Genomic DNA, 23,529 nt, shown 5'->3' on the forward strand with positions numbered 1-23,529 from the left:
GTATTCATCTGACAAGGGAGATAGGGGGATCCGGTATAAAACGAAGGGAGCCGAAGCTCCCTTTTTAAATCAATCAGTTAGATATGATTTATAGACGCTCTATGATGGCCTGGGTGAATTCGCTGGTGGAGGCCGTGCCCCCCAGATCCCGGGTCACCCGATCGCCGGACTCGATGGTCGCCCGTACTGCCTCGCGGATGCGCTCGGCCTTGTCCTGCATGCCGAGATATTCCAGCATCTGGATGGAGGCGAGGATCACCGAGGTCGGGTTGGCGATGTTCTTGCCGGCGATGTCCGGCGCCGAGCCGTGCACCGCTTCGAAGATGGCGGCGCCCTCACCTATGTTGGCACCGGGGGCCATTCCTAAGCCCCCCACCAGACCGGCGCAGAGATCCGAGAGGATGTCGCCGAACAGGTTGGTGGTGACCATGACATCGAACCGCTCCGGGTACATCACCAGATTCATGCAGGCGGCGTCGACTATCATCTCTTCGTTCTGGATATCCGGATAGCGCACGGCCACCTCGCGCGCCACTTCCAGGAACAGGCCAGAGGTGGACTTGAGGATGTTGGCCTTGTGGATGATGGTGACCTTCTTGCGCCCTTCCTGGCGCGCCAGCTCGAAGGCGAAGGTGACGATGCGTTCGGCCCCGTCGCGGGTGATGATGCTCATCGCCTCGGCGCTCTGGTTGTCATCGCTGCGCTTCTGGCCGGCGCCCGAGTACATGCCCTCGGTGTTTTCACGCACCGTGATGATGTCGATGTTGTCGTAACGGCTCCTGGTGCCCTTGAAGGAGATCACCGGGCGCACGTTGGCGTAGAGGTTGAACTTCTTGCGCAGGGAGACGTTGATGGAGGTGAAGCCGCCGCCGACCGGGGTAGTGAGGGGGCCCTTCAGGCTGACCTTGTTCTTCTCAATCAAATCGAGGGTGGACTGGGGCAGCAGCTCGCCGTGCTTCTCCAGCGCGACCAGACCGGCATCGGCATAGTCATAGTCAAAGTCACAGCCGGCGTGGGTCAGGATCTGGATGGCGGATTCGATGATGCTGGGGCCTATGCCGTCGCCCGGAATGACGGTAATTTTTCTTTTTGACATGAGACGTATCCACTTCTAGGGAACAGAGGGGGAGGATTCGGCGGTTTTATACCATTTTTGCACCACTTCCTCCATGTTTCTTTACATTTTTCCCATTTATGTCAACAGGTACGGCCTGTTTCGGGGAATAGTGTGCCGGGGATCACGCCTCCGAGTCGGGCTCGGGCGGGTAGCGGATCTCTCTCAGGTTGAAGCCTAAGGGGATGTCTTGCTGCAACCGCACCAGCCGCTGGGCCAGCAGGGCCTCATCCTTGTGCTGGCGCAGCTTGAGCAGGGGCTTGCCGGCGTCTTCCTGCTGGCAGGCGTCCAGCATGGCGGCCAGATCGCCATATTGCAGCAGCAGCTGGGTCGCCGTCTTTGGCCCTATGCCCGGCACCCCCTTGATATGGGAGCCACCGATGCCGGTCAGGGCCCAGAAGTCCACCAGCTGCTCGGGAGCCACGCCATATTGCTGCTGCACGAAGGCCTCATCCAGCCAGCGCTTGTTGAAGTAGTCGCGGACCCGGATCTGCGGGCAGATGAGCTGGCAGAAGCCCTTGTCGGTGGAGATGATGGTGGCCCTGGCACCGTGCTGGGCAATTCCACTGGCTAACGTGGCGATAAGATCGTCCGCCTCGTCGGTCTGGGAGAGCAGGGCATCCACACCGCACTCCCAGAAGGCGTCTTGCAGGTCGGCCAGTCCCTCCCTCAGCTCCTGTGGCATGGGGGTGCGCCCCTCCTTGTAGGCCGGATAGATCTCCTTGCGCCAGCTGTGCACCTCGCCGTCAAACACGGCGATGGCGTGGGTCGGTTCGCTGCCGGCCAGCAGTTTCTTGCAGGTGTTGATGAGGTTGGCGCGGGTGGCGATCAGGGCCTGGGCCGGGGTCAGCGCCTGCTGGGCCTGCACCGCGTGCAGTCGGCGGATGAGGTTGAGGGCATCGATGATGAGCAGGTGTGGCCTGGGGTGTTGCATGGCAGGGAGCACTCTTGGCGGTCGGGACGGCCCATTGTAACAAGGGATGGGCGCCGTGCTAACCCCGGACGCCAGGGCCGGGAAGTGAAGGAGGGGCCTGGGGCCCCTCCTGTCATAACGGGCGCAGCGCCCTTATTTCACTATTTCGTAGCAGGGAATGTACTGGCTGCCAGGCAGCTTCATCCGCTGCTGCCTGACGAAGCTCTCCAGCAGCCTGTCCATCAGGTGCATCAGCTCCTTGTCGCCGTGCAGCTTGAAGGGGCCCTTCTTCTCGATGGCGCGAATGCCCCCTTCCTTGACGTTGCCGGCGACTATGCCAGAGAAGGCGCGCCTCAGGTTCGCCGCCAGCAGCTGGGGCGGCTGGTTGCGGTGCAGATCCAGACTCGCCATGCTGGCGTGATCCGGTTCGAACGGCAGCTGGAACTCCGGCTCTATGCGCAAGGACCAGTTGAAGGAGTAGGCATCCCCCACGGACTTGCGGTATTCGCGGATCTTCGGCATCGCCTCCTTCATCACCCGCGCCACTTCCGGGGCATCCCCGACGATGATGCGGTAGAGGCTGGTGGCCGGCTCACCCAGGGTGGCCTTGACGAAGTCGTCGATGGCGCGGAAGTAGTCGGCGCTCTCTTTCGGACCGGTCAGTATGATGGGCATGGGCTGCCGCTCGTTGGCCGGGTGCATCATGATGCCGAGCAGATAGAGCAGCTCCTCGGCGGTGCCGACCCCGCCCGGGAAGATGATGATGCCGTGGCCCAGACGCACGAAGGCCTCCAGCCGCTTCTCGATGTCCGGCAGTATCACCAGCTCGTTGACTATGGGGTTGGGGGGCTCGGCGGCGATGATGGAGGGCTCGGTGAGGCCTATGTAGCGGCCGTTGCGCACCCGCTGCTTGGCGTGGCCGACGGCGGCCCCCTTCATGGGGCCTTCCATGGCACCCGGGCCGCAGCCGGTGCAGATGTTGAGCTCCCGCAGGCCCAGCTCGCTGCCCACGGCGCGGGTGTACTGGTACTCCACCTCGTTGATGGAGTGACCGCCCCAGCAGACCACCAGGTTGGGATCGGCGCCGGGCAGGATCGCCTTGGCGTTGCGCAGTATGGCAAACACCACATTGGAGATGTGGGTGGAGCTGGTCAGGTTGACCAGGCGATTGGACTCCAGCTGGGTCGAGACATAGAGGATGTCGCGCAGCACGGAGAACAGGTGCTCCTGGATGCCGCGGATGATCTCGCCATCGACGAAGGCGTGCTCGGGGGCATTGAACAGCTCGAGTTTGACCCCGCGCTCGCGCCGGATCACATGAATATCGAAGGACTTGAAGCGCTCCAGTATCTCTTTGGAGCTGTCTGTGTGGCTGCCGGAGTTGAGCACCGCCAGCGAGCAGTTGCGAAACAGTTGATAGATATCGCTGGAGGCGGTCTGTTTGAGGCGATCCACCTCAAGTTGGGACAGCAGGTCCATGCTGCCCACGGGATTGATGTGTGTAATCATAATTTCCCCTTTCACTCGCTTGTTATCGTTGTGCTTTCCCTGGGGAGAAAACGGGATGCCATGGCATCCCTCGATTTCGATAGTAGAGGCAAGGGGTGGGGCAGGGGAATAGGGGGCGGTGCGTTTGCCTGTTTTTTAGCCGCAGTTCAACCCGGGTTCAGGCCAGATTGACCTGATCCCGGCCCAGATTCTTGGAGCTGTAGAGTGCCTTGTCGGCGCGCTCGAATGCGTCCGTGGTGTGGTCCCCTTCGCGAAACAGGGTGGCGCCGATGGAGATGGTGATCTCGACCCTGGCGTCTCTGAACCGGAACGGAATGCTCTTGACCGTCTGGCGCAGGTTCTCCAGGGGTTTCTGGTACTTGTCCGGATTGATGTTCGGCAGCAGCACCACGAACTCCTCCCCACCAAAGCGGGCGATGAAGTCGGTGTCACGCAAGGCGTTCTGCAAGGCCTTGGCGACCACCTTCAATGCCTTGTCCCCGGCCATGTGGCCGTAGTTGTCATTGATGTTCTTGAAGTGGTCTATGTCTATGATCGCCAGGCACAGCGGGGTGCCATAGCGCAGCCAGCGTTTGTACTCGAGCTCGAGCCGCTCGTCGAGGGCCGCCCGGTTGTGCACCTGGGTCAGGCTGTCGAGGAACAGCTTGTGCTTCTGGATGGTGAGCCGCTTCTTGTACTCGGCCGTCTCCTCCTTCATCAGTCGCAGCTTGGCTTCCATGTTGGAGAGGTGGGTGAGCAGGTGACGCTCGCGGCTGGCCATGGCCTCCCGCTCCTGCTGCAGGCGGCGTATGGTGTCCAGATGGCTGGAGATGGCGCCCTTGAGGGACAGCGGGGAATTGTGGGTCGCCATGGTGTGATCGATGGCGGCGAGTTCCCGCTCCAGCGCCTGGCCGCTGAGGTGGGTGGCATTTTGCAGCGCCCGCCCCTCGTCCAGGGACTCGGTAAAGTTGAAATGTACCGCGGAGAGGCTCTCGTTGAGGGAGCTGAGGAAGGCCTGGGAGGATTTACGCTCCTCCCGGGTCCCCTCAATGATGAGCTCGATGATCTGCAGGCAGATCTCCGCCAGCAGGGGCGGGGTGATGCCCCCCAGCAACTGGCGGCGGATGTCCGCTAGGCTCTCCCCCACGGCGCCGGCAAAGTCGAGCTCTGTGATTAGCCGCTGCAGCTCATCGGAGATCTGGGCGTGGGCCTTGATATCGAAGGAGTCGCTGGGCGCCGGGTTGGAGAGCTCTGTGGCCACCTCGGGGGCGAGCAGTGGCTGGCGTGGCAGCAGCTGGATCTTGATGGCCTGCTGGTAGAACTCCAGCAAGCGGATCACCTTCTTCTGGTGATCGCCTATGCCATAGCCCTCGGGGCTCGCGAGAAACTCCTTGAGGGAGCGACGGGTATCTTCCGGAAAGCCCTTCAATGACTTGAGCTGCTTGCTGCCGAGATCGATGGCGGCCCGGGTCAGACTGATGGACTCCTCCATGGCGTGGCCATGTTGCTGCAACAGCTTCTCGATGACGGCGAGATCGACGTCGAGCGAGGAGAGGGGAGGGTTGCCATCGAGCTTCTGCTTGAGCTTGGCGAGCCGGCTGTCCAGTTCACGATCGTGACCACGGCAGGCCTGCATCAGCTTGCCGATAAACTGGATGCTGCGGGTGCGTTCGGCATCGGAGAACGTGGCCATGCCATCGAGCTCCTGCTGTTTTTGCTGAAGGGATTCCCTGAGTCTTGCCAGTTGTCCTGTTACGGCAGCGATATCATTCATTGTGCAGGTCGCCCTGTTGTCATTATCGTTTTTGTGTCGTCCAGCAACAGTAAGCCAATGAAAGACCCCGTTGAGTACCTTTTTGTTATGGGTTATCCGGCACTTTCGTCCGTGAAAGCAAAAGCCAATTAACCCATTGCTTTTCATGAGAAGAATTTACTTTTACCAGTCCCTTGTCAATTGCCATCAAGCAGCATTGCCACACATCGCCATTAAAAAATGCGGCCTGTTGGCAATCGATGGCCGCCAGCTCCAGCCAGACGCTCTGCTGGTATTTGTCGCTGAGTTGCATGGCCCCCGAGAGCGCCAGATAACAGAGGTCGAACAGGCCGTGATGATCGAGGGCCATGGCCGCCTTGGGCAGGAAGGGATGGCTGACGATGCCGAGGCTGATGTGCCTGTCCAGCGGGTATTCGCAGGGGAAGGCGGCCAGGGTCTCCAGCAGCTCCTGCGCCAGCTGGTGCAACTGGGCCACGTGGCGTTGGGGCACCACATAGAGCAGGTGTCCCTCGCGCAGGTCGTAGATGCGGCCATCCTGAGGGGTCAGCTGATTGACGTAGCGGCCGAAGGCCTGCTCGATCTCGCGGCTGACCTGATATCCATGCTGCTCCAGGCTGTTGACCAGGAAGGGCACCCGGAACAGCAGGTAGTGGAGCTTGTCGTCAAACTCGCTGGTGGGGCGCTCGCTCAGGTACCAGCGATCGGATTTTTGCTGGCGCTTGGCCATCTCGCGAGGCCAGCGGCTCATCAGTCGCTGCCAGTTGGCCAGGCCGCTGCGCGGCTCGATGAGCAGGGCTTCGCCCAGCTGTCTGGCATTGAGGCGGGCGACCCGCAGCTTGAGCCAGAGGGTGAAGAAGAGGTAGATGAACAGGACCAGCAGCAGGCCAGTGCTGACGCTGGTCCAGAGATAGCGCTCCTGCTGATGCTGGCTCTGGTCGAGGCGCTGCTCCAGCTCCTTGACCTGTTGGACCCGCTCCACCTGGGCGTAGTTGTCGCGGACCGCCTCCTGCTCCAGATCGAGCTGCTGCTGGCGGACCAGCTCGCTGCGCTGGTGATAATTCTTGTAGCTTTCGAGGGCCTGCTGGAGGTAGCCCTTCTGCTCGTAGGCGATGGCGAGCAGCCGGAAGATTTCAAACTGGCGGCGGATGTCGCCAATCCGGTTGGCCAGGGTCAGGGCATTCTCCAGCTGCAGGATGGCGATGCCCGCCTCCTGCTGCTTGAGGTGCAGCTCTCCCAGCAGCAACAGGGTGTCGATCAGCGACTCCTTGTCGTCCCCCAGCTCGTGGGACTGGCGCGCCGCATTGAGGTAGTTGCGGGCCAGGGTCAGGTTGCCGGTCTGCAGATAGGTCTTGCCTATCTCGAACTTGAGGTGGGCGATGCGGGTGCGGTTGTTGTTCTCGCCCAGCAGATCCAGGGCGTTGAAGAAGTAGACCAGCGCCATGTTCATCTCCCCCTGATCCCGGTTGAGCCGGGCGAGCACTATCAGGGCGTCGCTCAGCAGGGAGGGGTTGCCGAGGGCATGGAAGTAGTTGGCCGCCTCGTTGGCATACTGCAGCGCTTTTTGCGGCTCCTGCTCCGCCTGATAGAGGCTGATCATCTGGTTCGACAGCAGGCCGAGGAAGAGGGGATCCTGCAGATTCTTGGCCTGCTGCTGGGCGTCGATATACTCCCCGAGGGCGAGCTGGGGCTGTCCGAGCGCCTGATAGAGATCCCCTCCCACGGCGCTGACCCAGGCCCTGGCCAGGGGATTCTTGGCCTGTTCCGCCCATTGGCGCGCTTCTGTCAGCTGGCGCTTGGCCAGATCGAACTGCCGCCCCTCCATGCTGGCGTTGACGTGCAGCAGGCGGCTGTAGACCTGCAGCTGACTCTCTTTGAGGCCGGGGTTGGTCAGCAGCTTGTCCAGCTGTTCGAGCGCCATAGTGCTGGCACCAGGGGCATGCTCCTGCATCTCCCGGCTGCGGATCTTGAGATAGAGACCATGGGCCTGCAGCTCGAACTGCTGCTCCTTCTCGGCCATGGCGATGCCCTTGTCGAAGGAGTCCTGGGCCGGCTGGCTCTGTCCCAGCTGTTGCAGGCACTCGCCCTGAAGCAGGTAGGCGCCCGTGGTCTGGGTCGCAGTGCCATAACTCAGGATCGGCTCCCGATAGCCGTATTCCTGACGGTTGCTGATGATTTGCTTGGGGTTATTGGCCGTGCGTTCGAGGAAGGAGGTGGCAATCTGGACACATCTGGCGGGATCGGTCAGCACCAGGGTCTGTGCCTGCTGCAGATCGATAGACAACTGCTCCTTGGCCAGATCCAGATCCGGAGCCGACAGGGAGGACATCATCATTGCCAGAAAAAACAGTTGATTCATTGGATTAAGAACGGCACCGAGGTGCAGGCATGTTATCCAAGCCCACCCCCGCCCGTCCAGAGTTCATTGATGACATGGGTGATGGGCCTGATCTCCCGGGTTGTGGCGCCGGGCTTACTGGCGGATGAGGCGCAGGTTGGCGGGCACCGGCTCCCAGTCGCTGCGGAAGGGGTTGATGTCCAGGCCCCCGCGGCGGGTATAGCGGGCATAGACGGTCAGCTGCTGCGGGGCGCAGAAGTGCTTGAGATCGATGAAGATGCGCTCTATGCACTGCTCGTGGAACTCGTTGTGCTGGCGGAAGGAGATGAGATAGCGCAGCAGCTTCTCCCGATTGAGGCGCGGGCCGCGGTAGTGGATCACCAGGGATCCCCAGTCCGGCTGGCTGGTGACCAGGCAGTTGGACTTGAGCAGATGGCTGTGCAGTGTCTCTTCCACAATTTCCGCCTCTGCGGCTCCTTGCAGCAGGGTCTGGTCAAACTCGTAGCTGTCGATCTCTATGTCCTGCTCGTCGATGCATTCACCCGGCAGCAGCGCTATCTGGTGTGGAGCCTGATCGAGAGGGAAGAGGGTGACGCTCACCTCCGCCCCGGCACAGGCGCTCAGGTCTTTGGCCAGCAGTGCCTGCACCGCCGACAGGGAGTCGCAGCGGGTCTGGTTGAAAGAGTTGAGGTAGAGCTTGAACGACTTGGATTCGATGAGGTTCGGGCTGGTGGCGGGCACAGCCACTTCGCCGAGCGCAACCACGGGCTTGCCCTTGGCGTTGAGCCAGGAGAGTTCATACAGGGTCCAGACGTCGCAGCCCTGGAAGGGCAGCGTTTCGCCAAGGCCGAGATCGTCGCGGTTCAGACTGCGTGGCACGGGTTGCAGCAGGGACGGGGTGTACTGGCTGATGTAGGCAGACTGCTGCCCCAGGCTCAGGCCCTGCAACGCGCTGGCGCCTGCGTATCTCTCTTGTTTGCTCATGCTTGTTTGCTCACGCTTGTCTGATAAAGGGTTTGATGGTGCAATGCCCGGATTTTTCGGTCAGGTTCTTGCGGCGATCAGAGGCCGCTATTGTGGGGAATATCGATGTCGGATCAAGTCCTGTCTGCCCTGGAGCAGTTCTTTTTACGCTGGCAGCGCGATGGCGAGGCGAGGCGAGGGCTGCCTCTGTGTGAGTGGGAGGCCGACTGGCGCTCCCCTTGCGAGCTGGATGAGCCCAGGGAGGGGAGGGTGGCCTGGCGTCCGCACCGGCGCCCTGTGCCCGCCGACTTTACGGCCATGGCCGATGCCCTGGAGCTGACCCTGCACCCGAGCGCCCTTGCCCTGTTTGGCCACTGGTTCAGCCGCCCGCTCCCCTGCTCCTACAAGGGGCTGCGCATCGAACTCATACTGCCGTGGAACGAGGCGGATCTGGATCTGCTCAAGGAGAACCTCATCGGCCACCTGCTGATGCTGCGCAAGTTGAAGCGCACCCCTTCGCTCTTCATTGCCACCACCCGCAACGAGATGACGCTGGTGTCGCTCGATAACGAGAGCGGCCAGGTGTGGCTGGAGTGGCTGGACTCCGGTCGCCGTCTGGTGCTGGCCCCCTCCCTGCCCGATTTTCTCGCGCGGCTGGAAACCTTGCCGCAGTAGGCGGACCCGTTTTCCCTCTTCCTGTATGAACGAGAAGGGCCTTGCCAGATGGCAGGGCCCTTCTTTCATGGGGAACGGCGCAGGAGCTAGTCCTTGAAGTCCCAGGAGAGGTTGGAGACCAGCCGGCAGGGATCGCACTTGAAGTCGAAGATCTCGTGCAGTGGCGCTGCCAGTGCCCAGTCGCCGCCACAGCCTGGGCAGGGGCGTGCCAACTCCGCCGCCTTGCTCAGGCCGCCGACCCTATAGAGGTAGTAGTAAGTCGGGATCCCGCAGAGCCCCTCCAGTCGTCTGGCCAGATCGCTGCCCCGGCGCTGCAGGCGGCTGCCCACCTCGCTGATTTCGTGCAGCACAGCGTGCTCGGCGATGGAGCCGTTCATCTGCAACTGATCGCAGGCCTCCCAATCCTCCTGCCACTTGATGATCTGCTTGTGGTCGCCGTTGGCGATGGCGGGCAGACGGTAGAGCGGAATGGGGGCGAAATGATCGCCGCAGCGCAGGGGGGAGCAAGTGTGCACAAAGCTGGTGTAGAGCAGCATCCAGCTCGGCCGCTCGCCCTCCTGGCCGCAAGGATCCGTGCTGTCGGAGAGCAGATCCATGCCGAGCAGGTGGGGCTTGGGGGCCAGCAGCCCCGCCTGGTGCAGGCCCTGTTCGGCCAGCGCAACCTGTTCGCTCTGGTTGTCCGGGTGCAGGCTGTCCCGCTCAGGGCAGACCACCCGGCTGACGAAGCCACCATCCTGCATGCTGGTGGGAAACTCCCGCCCCAGGATCTGCCCCTGGTAGCGCAGCATGTCGAGGTAGTTGACTATGGCCGGCTCGGCTTCGCCGAGGGAGGTGTCACGGTAACATTCAAAGTTGAGTTCGAGGATATACATGGGGAGGCATCAATCCGGCTGCTGTTTGAGCAGCAGGGCGGTCAGGCGATCGACCTTCTGCTCGAGGCGGTTGAGCTGCTCGCTCAGCTGTTGCAAATCGATGGCCTGGGCCGGGGCTGCAGCGGCGGGTGCGCTGGCCGGGGCTGGGTCTGCCGATTGGGGCTGTTGCTTCCATTGGCTCAACACCTTGAGCAGTTCGGCCATGGGCACTGGGTGACTGAGGCGGGCCTTGACCATGGCGGTGGAGGGGGGGATCCCCCTGGCACTCAGTTCGTTGGCTATCTGGATGATCTCTTGGGCTGACATCTTGGCTCCTGCGCTGCTGTCTTGCTGCTTGCGGATGGTGGCACAGAGCTTAATCAAAGCCTGTCCATCAGGAAAGCGGCGCCAAGGGGGTAGGCTCAGTTTGTTGAGGTGGAGGAAGCCAGGGCGATTGAGATCTGAATCAGTGGCACAAAGCTCAAACCCCGGCCCTCGGAAAAGCGGGGGACGCGGGCCGCTCAGTTTGCCTGGCGCAGCATCACGTCCAGTTGATCGATGGCTTCGGACCAGTCGGAGTCGTTCCAGAGTGCGTCACGCAGGAACACGGCCTGGGAGGGGCTCCAGAAGCTGGCCTCTGGCAACAGGGTCTGATTGTCCAGATGGTGCTCGCGGATGAAGCGATGCAGGCTTATCTCGTCATTGGCCAGGCCCAGCTGGGCGAAGAGGGCAGGCATGTCATGGGTCAGCAATTCCATCTCGTGTCTCCTTGAAGGGCGATTGTCGAGAATTATAGCCAGCCGCCACGGCCTTGCCCTTATGGGCTAGGAGGGGAGGCGATGGGGCGGCAGCTCGACCCCGGCGACATGCAAGCCCTGCATGCAGAGCTGACCCTGGTAATGACTCTCCCCGTCGCTTGAAAACTCGAACTGGTAATAGGTCAGCAGGCGCAGGGGCTTGTGCCCCAGGGCGCGATGGGTGCGAGCCAGCGACAGCAGTTGCAGATCGTGATGCTGGCAGTAGCGCCGCATATATTGCCAGGCCAGCTCCGCCTGGCGGCGCTGTTGCCAGAAGGCCCAGCCGATGGCTCCCAGCAGCAAGATTCCAAGCATTTCTCCCATCAGTGAGTTCCTTCTGTGATGTATGGCCTGGGCCGTGCTTCCCCGGGAAAGCACAGCCCCACCTAGAGTGGTTATACCGAGGCGAACAGTCGGCCTATGGCCTGGCCGAGGGCCTCGCTGCGCTCGGGGTCACGCAGTCTTGCCAGCATATCATTGCGCAGGGCGGGCAGTGTCACCAGCTCGGCAAAGACCTGATTGAAGAACTGGGTGGGCTGCAGGGCGAGCTGCTCCAGAAACAGTCCGAGCAGCTCGGGGTTTTTCAGATCGGGCCAGAGACGGCCTGCGATGGCGAGCAGCAGGGCCGGGCTCGGCCGGGTGTGCAGCAGGGTCAGCAGCTTGTTGCTGCGCAAGGCATTGCTTGAGCAGGAGGCCAGTGCCCGGCACAGGTAGGCCAGGGTCTCGGCACTGGGGTCGGCGCACTCCTGCTCCTTGCCGATGCGCTCGAGCAAGGCACCTTGCAGCGCCGGGGGCAGAGGGGCGTTTTCCAGGCTCTGGCACAGGGCGTAGAGCGGCTCCTGAGGCAGCCTTGGCAGCGCCTTGCACACCAGGGCCAGATTGCGTTCATCCTGCAGCCGCTCCGCCAGATCGGCGAAGCCTTGCAGCCCCAGGGCCTGCCACCCCTCTTCCCCCGGCGCCGCCAGGTAGTGGCAGAGGGCCTCGTAGTAGGCGGAAGGCGCCTGCTCCAGCTGACGGGCCAGCTTGGCATGCAGGCTGGCCATCTTGGCCTCGGCCGGCCGGAAGGTGTAGGGATTGTCGGCCAGTCGCTGCGCCTTCTCCTCGTCCAGATCGCCGGTGAGCTTGTAGCCCAGGGTCTCGACCACCTGATCCATGAAGTGCTTGGGGCCGCTGGCGATGAGCAGGCCATGCTCGTCGAGGGCAAACTTGAGGAACCAGAGGTAGTGCCTGGATTCGGCTGGCTGGAAGAAGTGCACGCCGAGCCAGGCATGCTGTTGCAGTGGCCAGGGGTAGGGCTCCTGCTGCTGTTCGATGCGAACGAAGAGATCGCTCGCCAGCGGGCGCACCTGGCGGCCCATGTCGAACAGCTGGAACTGGGTCTCGGCCTGGGTCAGGAATTCGGTCAGGGTATTGATGGCAGACATGAAGGCATCCGGCTAAATGTGATGCGGGCGATTATAAGGAGGCTGCATCAGATAGCCAGTGGTGCCGGTGCGGGCCATGAAAGTGATGGCAGCATGGCAGCCACCCCGGGGGCGGTGTATAGTAACGCCCCTTTTTGGCACGCGTGTTTGAAGAAGACGGGATCCCTGCCCTCTGGCAGCGGGATGATCGTCGAGACGAGGAAGAGGACGAGATGAATCAATATTTGCTGGTCGCCGGTCTGCTGGGTGAACTCACCGCCGAGTTGCAACGCCTCGAACGCTGGCAAGCCGAACATCCGGGGGCCGAGGCGCTGGCGAGCGAGCTGCCGTTTTGCGTCGATACCCTGAGCTTCGATCAATGGTTGCAGTTCGTGCTGATACCGCGCATGGAGCAACTGGTGCTGCTGCAGGCGCCGCTGCCCACCAGCGTATCCCTCTATCCCATGGCGAGCGAAGCCTACAAGGACGAGCTGGCCGAGGTGGCCGGGCTGCTGCGCCTCATCGGTCGTTTCGATCTGCTGCTGACCGGAAAAGTGGTGGAGCAATGATCAATCCCCTGCCTGCCCAGCCAAGGGCCCTGGCCGCGGCGTATTTCATTGGCGATACCCGGGTGGCGGCATGAAACTGACCCTGCTCTATCAGGATGAGTGGCTGGTGGCGGTCAACAAGCCGTCGGGCCTGCTGGTGCATCGCAGCTGGCTCGACAAGGCCGAGACCCGTTTCGCCATGCAGATGACCCGTGATCTTATCGGGGGGCGTCACGTCTACCCCGTGCACCGGCTCGACAGGCCCACCTCAGGGGTGTTGCTGTTTGCCCTCGATCCCGCCGTGGCCCGGACCCTGACCGAGGCGTTTGCCGCCCGTCGGGTGCACAAGGAGTACCTGGCGCTGGTGCGGGGCTGGGCCCCCGAGCAGGGGCTGATCGACTATCCCCTCAAGGAGCAGCTGGACAAGATAGCCGATGCCATGAGCAGCCCCGATCGCCCCGCCCAGGAGGCGGTGACGACGTTCCGTCGTCTGCATCAGGTCGAGCTGCCCCACGCCGTTTCCAAGAAGCATCCTACCAGCCGCTACAGCCTGGTTCGGCTCTTCCCCAAGACGGGCCGCAAGCATCAGCTGCGTCGTCATCTGGATCACCTGTTCCATCCCATAGTCGGTGACACCACCCATGGTGATGGTCGGCATAATCGCTTCTTTCGCGAGCACTATGGTTGCGAGCGGCTGCTGCTGGTCGCCCACCGCTTGAGCTTCGAGCACCCGGTGCTCAAGGTGCCGATGCGGATCCAGGCGCCACTCGGCCCGGAAGTGCTGGGCTTGTTCGCCAGGCTGGGGTGGCCCGCCAGCGAGAGCGACTACGGCGCCTGATACCCGTCATCATTTGTGGCCTCTGACCGGGCTGTGGCATGCTGTAGGCCACGCCTGTCAGAGGAACCACTTATGGCTCAACGAGATACCCCGCCAGCAACCCCGCGCACCCAGACCCTGTCCGGGGCCAAGACTCCGGGCATGATGCCAGAGTTGGGCCCTCTGCTTCGCTCAAGGAGTCGCTGATGGCCGACATCGATATCCTGGTCGGCACCGTCTACGGCTCGGCCATGCTGGTGGCCGAGACACTGCGGGATCACCTGCAAGCCCAGGGGCATGTCTGCCAGCTCTTCGACGAAGCCGAGCTGACCGACATAGACCCATCCCGCTTCTTGCTGATCGTCAGTGCCACCACGGGGCAGGGGGATATTCCTCCCAATCTGCAACCCTTCGCCACGGCCCTGGCCGATCGCGCTCCTTATATGAAGGGATGGCGTTATGCCCTCATCGCCATGGGGGACAGCAGCTATGAACACTTCTGCGGGGCCGGACGCAGGCTCGATGAACTGCTGCAGGAGCTGGCCGCCGATGCCCTGGTACCGCACCTTGAGATAGACGCGACACTGGAAGATGAGCCTGAGGTCGCGGCGCTGGCCTGGTTGAAAAGCTGGGAAAATAGACTCTAGCCGGATTGCCTTCGTATTTTAAATTTCTCCCCCGTGAGCGTGCTGACGGGGGAGTGTTATTTTGGGACTCACTTAACCTTCCTTGAAATATATCCCGCACTTTATCGGGTTATTTTCCCCCGCCAGATCGGATTCCTCAGACCCATATTCATCAGAGCGGCGACACATCAGAAAATTAAAAGTTCCGCACTGAAAGCGATTTCAATCATGTTTTCGTCACGGCGCGACTGATTAATCACTTAATCTTCATCGCAAATTAATAGTTGAAAGCGCTTTCTTTGGTGTTATTTTTCTTTGTGCTGGTGATTATTGGTTTTTTATTGCTTATTTTTGCTTTGTTTGCCTTGATATGCGTCCTCTGGGGTGAGGCCGCGCGATTTGTCACCGTTTTGTGAATCAGCTCATGTTTGTCGTGAAATTGGCTACATATAATCGACCCCGGTTATCGCTGAAACGTTTTTCAGTGATAAGAACTTGAATATCAGGATCACACTCCCAGCGGGAATAAGGAAAATGAAAATGAAAGCAAAGTGGCTCCCGATTGCAGCAGCAGTAACCGCTGCCCTGGCTTCTCAAGCCGCCTTCGCCGTTGATTTCCACGGCTACTTCCGTTCAGGTGTTGGTGTTTCCGGTGACGGGGACATGGTTAAATACAACGTCAACAAGGTTGGTCGTCTGGGTAACGAAAATGATACCTACGGCGAAGTGCAACTGGGTCAGGAAGTCTTCAACAAAGATGGCAAGACTTTCTATGTAGATTCCATGTTTGCCATGGCATCCAACGGTTCCAATGACTGGGAAGGCACTGGTACCGTCTGTAACTTCGATGCCAAACAGTGCAACGGCGACTCCGATTTCGCACTGCGTCAGTTCAACGTACAAGCCAAGGGCCTGCTGGGCTTTGCACCGGAAGCCACCCTCTGGGCCGGTAAGCGTTATTACCAACGTCACGACATCCACATCTCTGACTTCTACTACTGGAACATCTCCGGTGCCGGCGCCGGTATCGAAGGCATCCAGGCTGGTCCTGGCAAGGTCTCCTTCGCCTGGGTTCGCAACGACCGCAGCGCGGCCGATGTGTTCGGTCAGTACACCCAGACCGGTGTAGATGCCAACGGTGATCCGACTTATCAGAAAAACGAAGATCTGAACGTCAATACCCTGGATGCGCGTTATGCTGGCATCCCGCTGTGGCAAGACGGCTCCCTGGAAGTGGGCGCCATGTATGCTCTGGTCAATGAGACCGAAGCCCAGAAAGATCTGAAAAACGACAACATGAAGAACGGCGTCATGCTGACTGCCGAACTGACCCAGGGCATCTTTGGCGGCTTCAACAAGACTGTGCTGCAGTACGGTACCGAAGGCTACTCCAAGGCCATGGCCTACTACGGTGACGGCTCCTGGTACGGTGCCGAAGCGAAAAGCGGTGCCGACGGCTACCGTATCATCAACTGGGGCGTCATCCCGATGGGCAACTCCTGGGAGATGGGTCACCAGCTGGTCTACGGTGTAGGCAACGAGATGTGGAGTGGTCACGACGAGACTCAAACCTTCTCCGCCGTTGTCCGTCCTATGTACAAGTGGGATGACTTCAACAAGACCATCTTTGAAGGTGGTATCTTCAAGGACAAGACCAGCTACACCAGTGGTGGCAGCGACAAGGATGGCGGTTACAAGCTGACCCTGGCCCAGGCCTGGTCTGCCGGTTCCAGCTTCTGGGCCCGTCCGGAAATCCGTGTGTTCGCTTCCTATCTGGCTGATACCGAAGCCGATGGCTCCGGTAGCAAGAACAGCTTCGAAAGTGGCACCTCCGATGACACCTGGCAAGTTGGCGTCCAGGCAGAAGCCTGGTGGTAAGCAATATCTTCAGTTAAGTTAGTCACTGCCCCCTGATGGGGGCAGTTTTGTTTAGCAGGATTTGGCAACCGGGTTATGGAGATAAGAAGAATGAAACTGGTAAAGATGTCTATCGCGGCCGTGGTTACCGCGCTGTTGGCCGGTTGTTCCGGTAGCATGGTAGTGCCCGTGCAAGAGCACGCCTCCATCCTGAGCAATGCCGACCAGGCCAAGCAGGCGCTCGCTCAGACGACGAGCTGCTGCAAGGCATTCAACGAATTCAATTATGTCTCCCTGCCGGAGGGGGACACGCTGCTGACCCTGGATGGCAAGCAACCCAGCTATCAATTTGACGAGGGGATGAGCTATTTTGCCGCCTATCGTCTGCCGGCCAATACCGGCAATCTGGCCATCACCCTGGCCTCCCAGGTGAGCAAGACGGTACTCGTGCCCAAGGTGATCATGCTGGATGCCCAGTTCAAGGTAACCCGCGTGCTGGGTGAATCTGTCTTCACGTATCAGCCAGCCCACCTGCTCGACAATGACAGGATCGAAGGCAAGGTGTTCGTGGACCGCAGCATGCCGGGCAATCCCGCGACCGAAACCTACATGGTGATCTATGCCCCGGCCGACGAACTGTCCGGCAGCACCACCATATTGCATCCCGCCAAGGCGTTTGCCCGTGCCAATGGCACTGTCGAGCCGGATATCAAGGATCCCGTCATCCCCCATTCCCCCTGGGGCCTGCTGCAACTCGAGGTCGTCGACATGGCCAAGGGGCAGGGCCTGGAAGCCGTGTTCAAGCCCGAGTATTCGGACAAGGTCGCGATGAGTCAGGCCAAGCCGGCCACGACGGCCGTGGCTGCGACGGCGGCGACTACTGCCGCTGTTGCCGCGACCCCCAGCACACCGGCCCCCGCCATGCTGAGCGAGACCGAGACCTTCTACAACAGCCAGATCGAGAAAGCGGTCAAGGCCGGGGACATCGACAAGGCGATGCAGCTCGTGAGTGAAGCCGAGCGTGCCGGTTCAACCAAGGCGAAATCTGTCTTTATTGACGCGGTGAAGCGTTCACAAAAAAACTGAATGACTGAATATATGTAGACTAATATTTATTTCAGGCCTCCCTTGTTGGAGGCCTTTTTAATCGGTAGACTGGATAATATAAAACATCAATGCGTTACATTGAGTTACAATAAGTTTCCTTTAGTATTATATCGTTTCTCTGTGATTTATTTTGAAGTGATTCTTTTCTTTTTGCCGCGTGACTATAACAATACGAAATAATATTCAAGATTACCTCCCTTCCCCTTATTTAATTATCTTGTGATCTCTCCTCCAAATTTATTATTCCCTTGGGTGCGGTGCAGGCATTTTAAAAGCTGCTGGGTTATATTCTGTTGGTCAAAATAAGCAACCCGGGAAACGCATCCAGTACAACGTCAGATGAAGAAGGTCGTCATCTATAGCTGCACTGAGTCGTTGACGGAAAAAAATCCATTCAGGAGCGCACACATGTTAAAAAATGCTTTCTCTAATCTGCAAAAGGTCGGTAAGGCGCTGATGCTGCCCGTATCGGTCTTGCCCGTTGCAGGTATTCTGCTGGGGGTGGGCGCGGCTCACTTCAGCTGGTTGCCGGAAATTGTCTCCCAGCTGATGGAGCAGGCCGGTGGTTCAGTGTTTGGCCAGATGGCCCTGCTGTTCGCCGTCGGCGTGGCACTTGGCTTTACCAATAACGACGGTGTATCCGGTCTGTCTGCCATCGTCGGCTACGGCATCATGGTCGCGACCCTGAAGGTCATGGCACCTGTGATGGGCGTCGAAAGCATAGACACCGGTGTGCTGGGGGGTATCCTCGCCGGTGGTGTTGCTGCCTGGGCGTTCAACCGCTTCTACAAGATCCAGCTGCCCGAGTACCTTGGCTTCTTCGCCGGTAAGCGTGCCGTGCCCATCATCACCGGCTTCGTCTCCATCGGCCTGGGTGTTGTGCTCTCCTTCATCTGGCCGCCGATCGGTGGTGCCATCGGTGCCTTCTCCGACTGGGCTGCCAACCAGAACCCGGTACTGGCCTTCGGTATCTACGGCGTGGTCGAGCGCTCCCTGATCCCGTTCGGTCTGCACCACATCTGGAACGTCCCCTTCTTCTATCAGGCGGGTACCTGTGTCAACGCCGCTGGCGAAACCGTACACGGCATCATGACCTGCTTCCTGACTGCTGATGACGCTTCCCGCGCTGCCGGTAACGGCTTCGGTCAACTGGCCGGTGGTTACCTGTTCAAGATGTTCGGTCTGCCTGCCGCTGCGTTTGCCATCGCTCACGCTGCCAAGCCGGAAAACCGCGCCAAGATTGTTGGTATCATGGCCTCCGCTGCCCTGACCTCCTTCCTGACCGGTATCACCGAGCCTATCGAATTCTCCTTCCTGTTCGTGGCACCGGTACTGTATGCCATTCACGCCCTGCTGGCCGGTCTGGCTTACGTCCTGACCAATTCCCTGGGGGTCGTACACGGTCACACCTTCTCCAACGGCTTCATCGACTTCGTGGTGCAATCACCCCGTGCCGACAACATGCTGCTGCTGGTCGGTCTGGGTCTGGTCTACGCCGTCATCTACTACGTGGTCTTCACCGTGGTGATCCGTGCCATGAACCTGAAAACCCCGGGTCGCGAAGATGAAGCTGCCGAAGAGACAGTTGGTCAAAGCAAAGACGAGATGTCTGCTGCCCTGGTGTCTGCCTTCGGTGGTAAAGAGAACATCGCCTCCCTGGATGCCTGCATCACCCGTCTGCGTGTCGGCGTGAAGGATGTAGCCAAGGTTGACCAGGCTGGTCTTAAGAAGCTGGGCGCTGCCGGTGTGGTGGTTGCTGGCTCCGGTGTGCAGGCTATCTTCGGTACCAAGTCCGACAACCTGAAAACCGACATGGACATCTGGATGAAGAGCAACTAATCCTGTTGCCTGAATATCAGAGTTCTTGAAAAGGGAGGCGCAAGCCTCCCTTTTTGCTGGGCGCGTGTCAGCCCGCTGGGCGGGGCCGAGCAGATCCGGGGGGAGGGCGTTGGTGGCTTCCCTGTGGACCGGCATTAAAAAAGGCGCCTGATGGCGCCTTGTGCTGGGGGGGGGGAAAACTGCCTAGAGTTTTTCCAGGTCCCGCTCTATCTCGCTTATCTTGTTCTGCACCACTTTTTCCAGATGACGCAGGTCGCGCAGGATTTTCTGCTTGATATCCTGATCGATCTCGACGTGTACGCCCTGGGTCAGGTTATCCAGCTCATCCACCACGTACTTGAGGTTGGCGTTGATCTCGGTGACATCCTTGTACTCATGGGTGCCCGAGTCTATCAGCATGGTCTTGCGCTGACGGGGATACTTGAATTTGACGCTCTTGGCGAAGAACTCTCCCTTCTGCTTCTTGAAATAGATCTTGAGGATGTCGTGGTTGGCTTCCTGGCGCAGGGTATAGCTGTCCACTGAGGTGGGCTCCTGGATCCCCAGGCTCTTCAGATTCTCGTACATCGGGCTTCCTCGGTTTGAAACGATCCTGACCCATCTATCTTAACCGAGTCACAGTGGCTTGCCTGTGACAGGAGCGCCAAAATCAAAAGGGGCCCAAAAGGCCCCTTTTACCATGATGGCTGGTCGATCACTCGTCGATGGAGCGCAGCAGGGCGTTGATGCCGACCTTGGCACGGGTCTTGGCATCCACCTTCTTGACGATGACGGCGGCATACAGGCTGTACTTGCCGCACTTGGAGGGCAGGGAGCCTGAGACCACCACTGAACCGGCCGGCACGCGACCATAGTGGATCTCGCCGGTTTCGCGGTCATAGATACGGGTGGACTGACCGATGAAGACGCCCATGGAGATGACGGAACCTTCCTCGATTATCACCCCTTCAACCACTTCTGAACGGGCACCGATGAAGCAGTTGTCCTCGATGATGGTCGGATTGGCCTGCAGCGGCTCCAGTACGCCGCCGATGCCGACGCCGCCGGAGAGGTGCACGTTCTTGCCGATCTGGGCGCAGGAGCCCACTGTGGCCCAGGTATCGACCATGGTGCCTTCATCGACGAAGGCGCCGATGTTGACATAGGAGGGCATCAGCACTGTATTGGGGGCGATGAAGGAGCCCTTGCGAGCGGTGGCCGGCGGCACCACGCGCACGCCCGCCGCCTTGAACTGCTCGGCGGTGTAGTCGGAGAACTTGAGGGGAACCTTGTCGTAGTACTGGGCGTCGTCACCCTTGATGATGCCGTTGTCATTGATGCGGAAGTAGAGCAGCACGGCCTTCTTCAGCCACTGGTGGACGACCCACTCACCGGCAATCTTCTCGGCGACCCGGGCCTTGCCGGAGTCCAGCAGATCGATGGCCTCCAGGATGGCGGCCTTGGTGGCGGCATCGACGGAGCCGGGGGTGATGGAATCACGGCGCTCGAAGGCCGCTTCGATGGTCTGTTGCAACTGGGTCATGACAGGTTTCCTTTAAAAAATTCTGTTTGTTGTATCACACTTTTCCAATCGTTTTTAAGGGCTCTGGCCGATTTCTTCAAAAGAAAGGCGGTTTATTGTACTTGAGTGGCCCAACCACTTGTTCTGATTGATAAATCAGAACGATAAACGGCGTCTTGTGAAGCCTTTCCCGGGTCTTATCGCCCCTCCTCGTCCCCCTGCTCCTGGGGGTTGAGCTGATTGACCAGTCGCTCCTCCAGCGCCTGCTGTTCGGCCTGGTTCAGCGGCTCGCCTTCGAGGGTGGTGAGGCTGAAGAAGTCTTCTACCCGCTCGCCTATGGTGGTGATCTTGGCGGCATGTAATTCGATGCCGCACTGCTGGAAGACGGCACCGATGCGGGCCAGCAGGCCCGGGGTATCCAGGGCGGTTAGCTCCAGCAGGGTGTGGCGGCTCTCCCCCTTCGTGGGTGAAGTGCGGGGCAGGAAGACCACCCGGGTCGGCACGCTGAACTGGCGGTGGCGCCGTGACAGGGGCTTGTTGCGCAGCACCAGCTTGCCCGGCTCCTGCAGCGCCTTCTCCAGCGCCTTCTTGATGGTGGCGGTGCGGTTGGGGCTGATGGGCTCGCCATTGGGTTCGAGCACGATGAAGGTGTCCAGCACATAGTCGTTGCGCGAATTCATGATTTGGGCGTCGTGGATGTTGAGGTTCTTCTGATCCAGTGCCGAGGCCACGGTGGCGAACAGATTCGGGGTGTCGCGGCAATAGATGAACACCTCGCTGCCGCCCCGGATGGGGTGCTTGCCGATGAGCACCAGGGGGGCCGGGTTGTCGCCGTGTGCGATGATCTTGCGGCAGTGCCAGGCGATCTGCTCCGGGCTGTGGCGCAGGAAATAGTCGGCCTTGAAATCATTCCAGAGGGCGCTGACCGCTTCCTCGGGCACCTCGCGCTGGGCCAGGATCTGCCTGGCCTGACGCTGGTTCTCGCGGATCTTGAGGCGCATGTCCGGCGGGTTTTCCAGCCCCTGGCGGAGCGCCTTCTGGGTGGCGAAGTAGAGCTCCCGCAGCAATGTGCCTTTCCAGTCGTTCCACAGGGTGTCGTTGGTGGCGCAGATATCGGCCACGGTCAGGCAATAGAGCAGATCCAGGTGCAGTTCGTCGCGCACCTTGTGGGCGAAGTCGGTGACCACCTCGGGATCGTAGATGTCGCGGCGCTGGGCGGTGACCGACATCAGCAGGTGATGGCGCACCAGCCAGGCCACCAAGCGGCTCTCGTAGCGATCCAGTCCGTGCAACTGGCAGAACTCCAGCGCATCGACGGCGCCGAGCTCCGAGTGATCGCCGCGCCGTCCCTTGGCGATGTCGTGGAACAGGGCGGCGATGCTGAGCAGCTCCGGCTTGCGCAACTGGGTGAACACCTCGTGGCAGAGCGGGTGGGTCTGGCGGCTGGCCGGGTTCGGGAAGCGATGGATGTTCTGGAGCAGGCGATGGGTGTGCTCATCCACAGTGTAAGCGTGGAACATGTCGAACTGCATCTGGCCTACGATGAGGTTCCACTGGGGCAGATAGGCCGCGAGGATCCCGTACTTATGCATAAGAGTGAGGGGCTGGCCGATGCCGTTGGGGTGGCGCAGCAGCGCCATGAACAGACGACGGCATTCGGGCAAGTCCTGCAGCCAGCAGCTGAGGGTGCGTCTGGCCTCCCGCAGCTGGCGCAGGGTGGCGGAGTGGATGCCGGCGATGTCCGGGTGCTGGGCTATCTGGTAGAAGAGTCGCAGTATGGCGGCGGGGTCGCGGCCAAACAGCTCGGAGTCCACCGCATCGATGAGGCGGCCACGGAGCTGGAACTCGTCGCTGATGCGGCGTACATCCATGGCGGTGTTGCCGAGGATAGCCTCGTCAAACAGCTGCAGCAGCATCTCGTTGAGCTCGGCGACCCGCCGTACCGTCTGATAGAAACGCTTCATCATCTGCTCGACCGGGCCGTTGACTTCCCCCTCGAACCCCAGCATCTGGGCCACGGTGCGCTGGCGATCGAACAAGAGGCGGTTGTCCCCCTTGTTGATGGCCATGTGCAAGGCGAAACGCACCTTCCACAGGAAGTTCTGGCAGTCGAGCAGTTCGCGGTACTCGGCCCGGTTGAGGAAGCCGTGGCTGGTCATCTCGAACAGTGTGGTGGCGCCGAAGTGGCGGCGGGCGACCCAGGCCAGGGTCTGGATGTCCCGCAGCCCGCCGGGATTGTTCTTGAGATCCGGTTCCAGCTTGTAGGCGGTGCCGAGAAACTGCTGGTGGCGCAGGCTCTGCTCCTCGCGCTTGGCGCGAAAGAAGGCCTCGCTCGGCCAGAAGTGCTGGGGCTGGGTGGCGGCCTGCAACTGCTCGAACCCCGCCAGGCGCCCGGTGATGTAGCGCGCTTCTATGAGGTTGGTGGCCACAGTGATATCGCTGCGGCCCTGCTCGATGCACTCGCTCACGTTGCGCACCGATTGCCCGACTTCCAGCTTGAGATCCCACAGCAGGGTGATGAACTCGCCGATGCGCAGCCCCAGCACCTCGTCCAGCTCGTCCCCTTCATAGAGGATGAGCAGGTCGATGTCGGAGTGGGGATGCAGTTCGCCCCGACCATAGCCGCCCACCGCGATCAGGGCCAGGCTGGTCTTGTCGAAGCCGAACTTGTGCCAGAGCCTGGTCAGCAGCGCGTCCATGTATTCGGAGCGGGTGGCCACCAGTTCGATGATGTTGTCGCCGGCATCGAAGCGCTCGTGCAGCCAGACAAGGAAGCGGCTCAGATACTCCTTGCAGTTGTCACGGGTGAGCTGATCGTCGGGTAACAGGTGGGGGGAAAGCAGACTGGCATCCATGGCATCTCACACACAAGTGGCAGGCAAACGGCTGGAACGGGCAGTAAAAACCCCGGCGCTTTTGAG

General features: G+C 60.5%; 21 protein-coding genes. 7 read left to right on the plus strand and 14 right to left on the minus strand.

The genetic code is table 11. The features are described from left to right. Positions 1-88: 88 nt before the first annotated feature. From G4923_RS08035 to queF, 6 genes are all read right to left on the minus strand, one after another. Complete coding sequence (locus G4923_RS08035) at positions 89-1,096, minus strand: isocitrate dehydrogenase (RefSeq protein ID WP_111909914.1); 1,008 nt, start codon at positions 1,094-1,096, stop codon at positions 89-91. A 142-nt stretch (positions 1,097-1,238) separates the two neighbouring features. After that, on the minus strand, positions 1,239-2,048 hold the full coding sequence (gene xni, locus G4923_RS08040; protein WP_163136492.1) for a flap endonuclease Xni: 810 nt from the start codon (positions 2,046-2,048) through the stop codon (positions 1,239-1,241). Positions 2,049-2,180: 132 nt separating this feature from the next. Further along, positions 2,181-3,536: a nucleotide 5'-monophosphate nucleosidase PpnN gene (ppnN, locus tag G4923_RS08045; protein ID WP_106886059.1), complete on the minus strand. Its 1,356-nt coding sequence runs from the start codon at positions 3,534-3,536 to the stop codon at positions 2,181-2,183. Between the two features lie 157 nt (positions 3,537-3,693). Continuing rightward, a complete protein-coding gene (locus G4923_RS08050; RefSeq protein WP_163136494.1) occupies positions 3,694-5,289 on the minus strand; it encodes a GGDEF domain-containing protein in 1,596 nt (531 codons plus the stop codon). Positions 5,290-5,374: 85 nt separating this feature from the next. After that, positions 5,375-7,645, minus strand: coding sequence for a hypothetical protein (locus tag G4923_RS08055; protein ID WP_106886061.1), 2,271 nt, complete (start codon positions 7,643-7,645; stop codon positions 5,375-5,377). 114 nt (positions 7,646-7,759) lie between these two features. Continuing rightward, on the minus strand, positions 7,760-8,608 hold the full coding sequence (queF, locus tag G4923_RS08060; RefSeq protein ID WP_163136496.1) for an NADPH-dependent 7-cyano-7-deazaguanine reductase QueF: 849 nt from the start codon (positions 8,606-8,608) through the stop codon (positions 7,760-7,762). Positions 8,609-8,713: 105 nt separating this feature from the next. Between queF and syd the strand changes: the two genes are divergently transcribed. Beyond that, positions 8,714-9,262, plus strand: coding sequence for a SecY-interacting protein (syd, locus tag G4923_RS08065; protein WP_163136498.1), 549 nt, complete (start codon positions 8,714-8,716; stop codon positions 9,260-9,262). A gap of 86 nt (positions 9,263-9,348) precedes the next feature. Here syd and G4923_RS08070 read toward each other — a convergent pair whose 3' ends face one another. The 5 genes from G4923_RS08070 to G4923_RS08090 all read right to left on the minus strand — a co-directional run bounded on the left by G4923_RS08070 (position 9,349) and on the right by G4923_RS08090 (position 12,334). Further along, positions 9,349-10,134 carry a Zn-ribbon-containing protein gene (locus tag G4923_RS08070; RefSeq protein WP_163136500.1) on the minus strand — a complete coding sequence of 262 codons (786 nt, stop codon included), beginning with the start codon at positions 10,132-10,134 and terminating at the stop codon, positions 9,349-9,351. A gap of 9 nt (positions 10,135-10,143) precedes the next feature. After that, positions 10,144-10,440, minus strand: a complete 297-nt coding sequence (locus G4923_RS08075; protein WP_163136502.1) for a hypothetical protein — start codon at positions 10,438-10,440, stop codon at positions 10,144-10,146. Positions 10,441-10,634: 194 nt separating this feature from the next. Next, positions 10,635-10,871, minus strand: coding sequence for a DUF2789 domain-containing protein (locus G4923_RS08080; protein WP_025327930.1), 237 nt, complete (start codon positions 10,869-10,871; stop codon positions 10,635-10,637). Positions 10,872-10,937: 66 nt separating this feature from the next. Beyond that, positions 10,938-11,234 (minus strand): DUF3301 domain-containing protein, encoded by a 297-nt coding sequence (locus tag G4923_RS08085; RefSeq protein WP_025327929.1) that lies wholly within the window; start codon positions 11,232-11,234, stop codon positions 10,938-10,940. Positions 11,235-11,305: 71 nt separating this feature from the next. Further along, on the minus strand, positions 11,306-12,334 hold the full coding sequence (locus G4923_RS08090) for a DUF3549 family protein (protein WP_163136504.1): 1,029 nt from the start codon (positions 12,332-12,334) through the stop codon (positions 11,306-11,308). Between the two features lie 212 nt (positions 12,335-12,546). On the opposite strand from G4923_RS08090, the gene G4923_RS08095 reads away from it, so the two are divergent. The 6 genes from G4923_RS08095 to ptsG all read left to right on the plus strand — a co-directional run bounded on the left by G4923_RS08095 (position 12,547) and on the right by ptsG (position 19,107). After that, the gene (locus tag G4923_RS08095) at positions 12,547-12,882 is read left to right on the plus strand and encodes a YqcC family protein (protein ID WP_025327927.1); all 336 of its coding nucleotides are present in this window, start codon (positions 12,547-12,549) and stop codon (positions 12,880-12,882) included. 70 nt (positions 12,883-12,952) lie between these two features. Further along, positions 12,953-13,699, plus strand: a complete 747-nt coding sequence (gene truC, locus G4923_RS08100; protein WP_139745750.1) for a tRNA pseudouridine(65) synthase TruC — start codon at positions 12,953-12,955, stop codon at positions 13,697-13,699. A gap of 185 nt (positions 13,700-13,884) precedes the next feature. After that, complete coding sequence (locus G4923_RS08105) at positions 13,885-14,325, plus strand: flavodoxin (protein WP_106886067.1); 441 nt, start codon at positions 13,885-13,887, stop codon at positions 14,323-14,325. A 519-nt stretch (positions 14,326-14,844) separates the two neighbouring features. Further along, positions 14,845-16,182 (plus strand): maltoporin, encoded by a 1,338-nt coding sequence (locus tag G4923_RS08110; RefSeq protein ID WP_111909922.1) that lies wholly within the window; start codon positions 14,845-14,847, stop codon positions 16,180-16,182. A 90-nt stretch (positions 16,183-16,272) separates the two neighbouring features. After that, positions 16,273-17,247: a MalM family protein gene (locus tag G4923_RS08115; RefSeq protein ID WP_162627145.1), complete on the plus strand. Its 975-nt coding sequence runs from the start codon at positions 16,273-16,275 to the stop codon at positions 17,245-17,247. Between the two features lie 429 nt (positions 17,248-17,676). Continuing rightward, the gene (ptsG, locus tag G4923_RS08120; RefSeq protein ID WP_005330791.1) at positions 17,677-19,107 is read left to right on the plus strand and encodes a PTS glucose transporter subunit IIBC; all 1,431 of its coding nucleotides are present in this window, start codon (positions 17,677-17,679) and stop codon (positions 19,105-19,107) included. Between the two features lie 183 nt (positions 19,108-19,290). Here the strand turns inward: ptsG and G4923_RS08125 are convergent, their stop codons facing one another. The 3 genes from G4923_RS08125 to glnD all read right to left on the minus strand — a co-directional run bounded on the left by G4923_RS08125 (position 19,291) and on the right by glnD (position 23,463). Continuing rightward, positions 19,291-19,674, minus strand: coding sequence for a DUF3461 family protein (locus G4923_RS08125; protein ID WP_005330793.1), 384 nt, complete (start codon positions 19,672-19,674; stop codon positions 19,291-19,293). Positions 19,675-19,801: 127 nt separating this feature from the next. Beyond that, positions 19,802-20,629, minus strand: coding sequence for a 2,3,4,5-tetrahydropyridine-2,6-dicarboxylate N-succinyltransferase (gene dapD, locus G4923_RS08130; RefSeq protein WP_163136506.1), 828 nt, complete (start codon positions 20,627-20,629; stop codon positions 19,802-19,804). A gap of 176 nt (positions 20,630-20,805) precedes the next feature. Then, positions 20,806-23,463, minus strand: coding sequence for a bifunctional uridylyltransferase/uridylyl-removing protein GlnD (gene glnD, locus G4923_RS08135; RefSeq protein WP_163136508.1), 2,658 nt, complete (start codon positions 23,461-23,463; stop codon positions 20,806-20,808). Positions 23,464-23,529: the final 66 nt, after the last annotated feature.

It is taken from the genome of Aeromonas rivipollensis (assembly GCF_010974825.1).
Classification (GTDB): domain Bacteria; phylum Pseudomonadota; class Gammaproteobacteria; order Enterobacterales; family Aeromonadaceae; genus Aeromonas; species Aeromonas rivipollensis.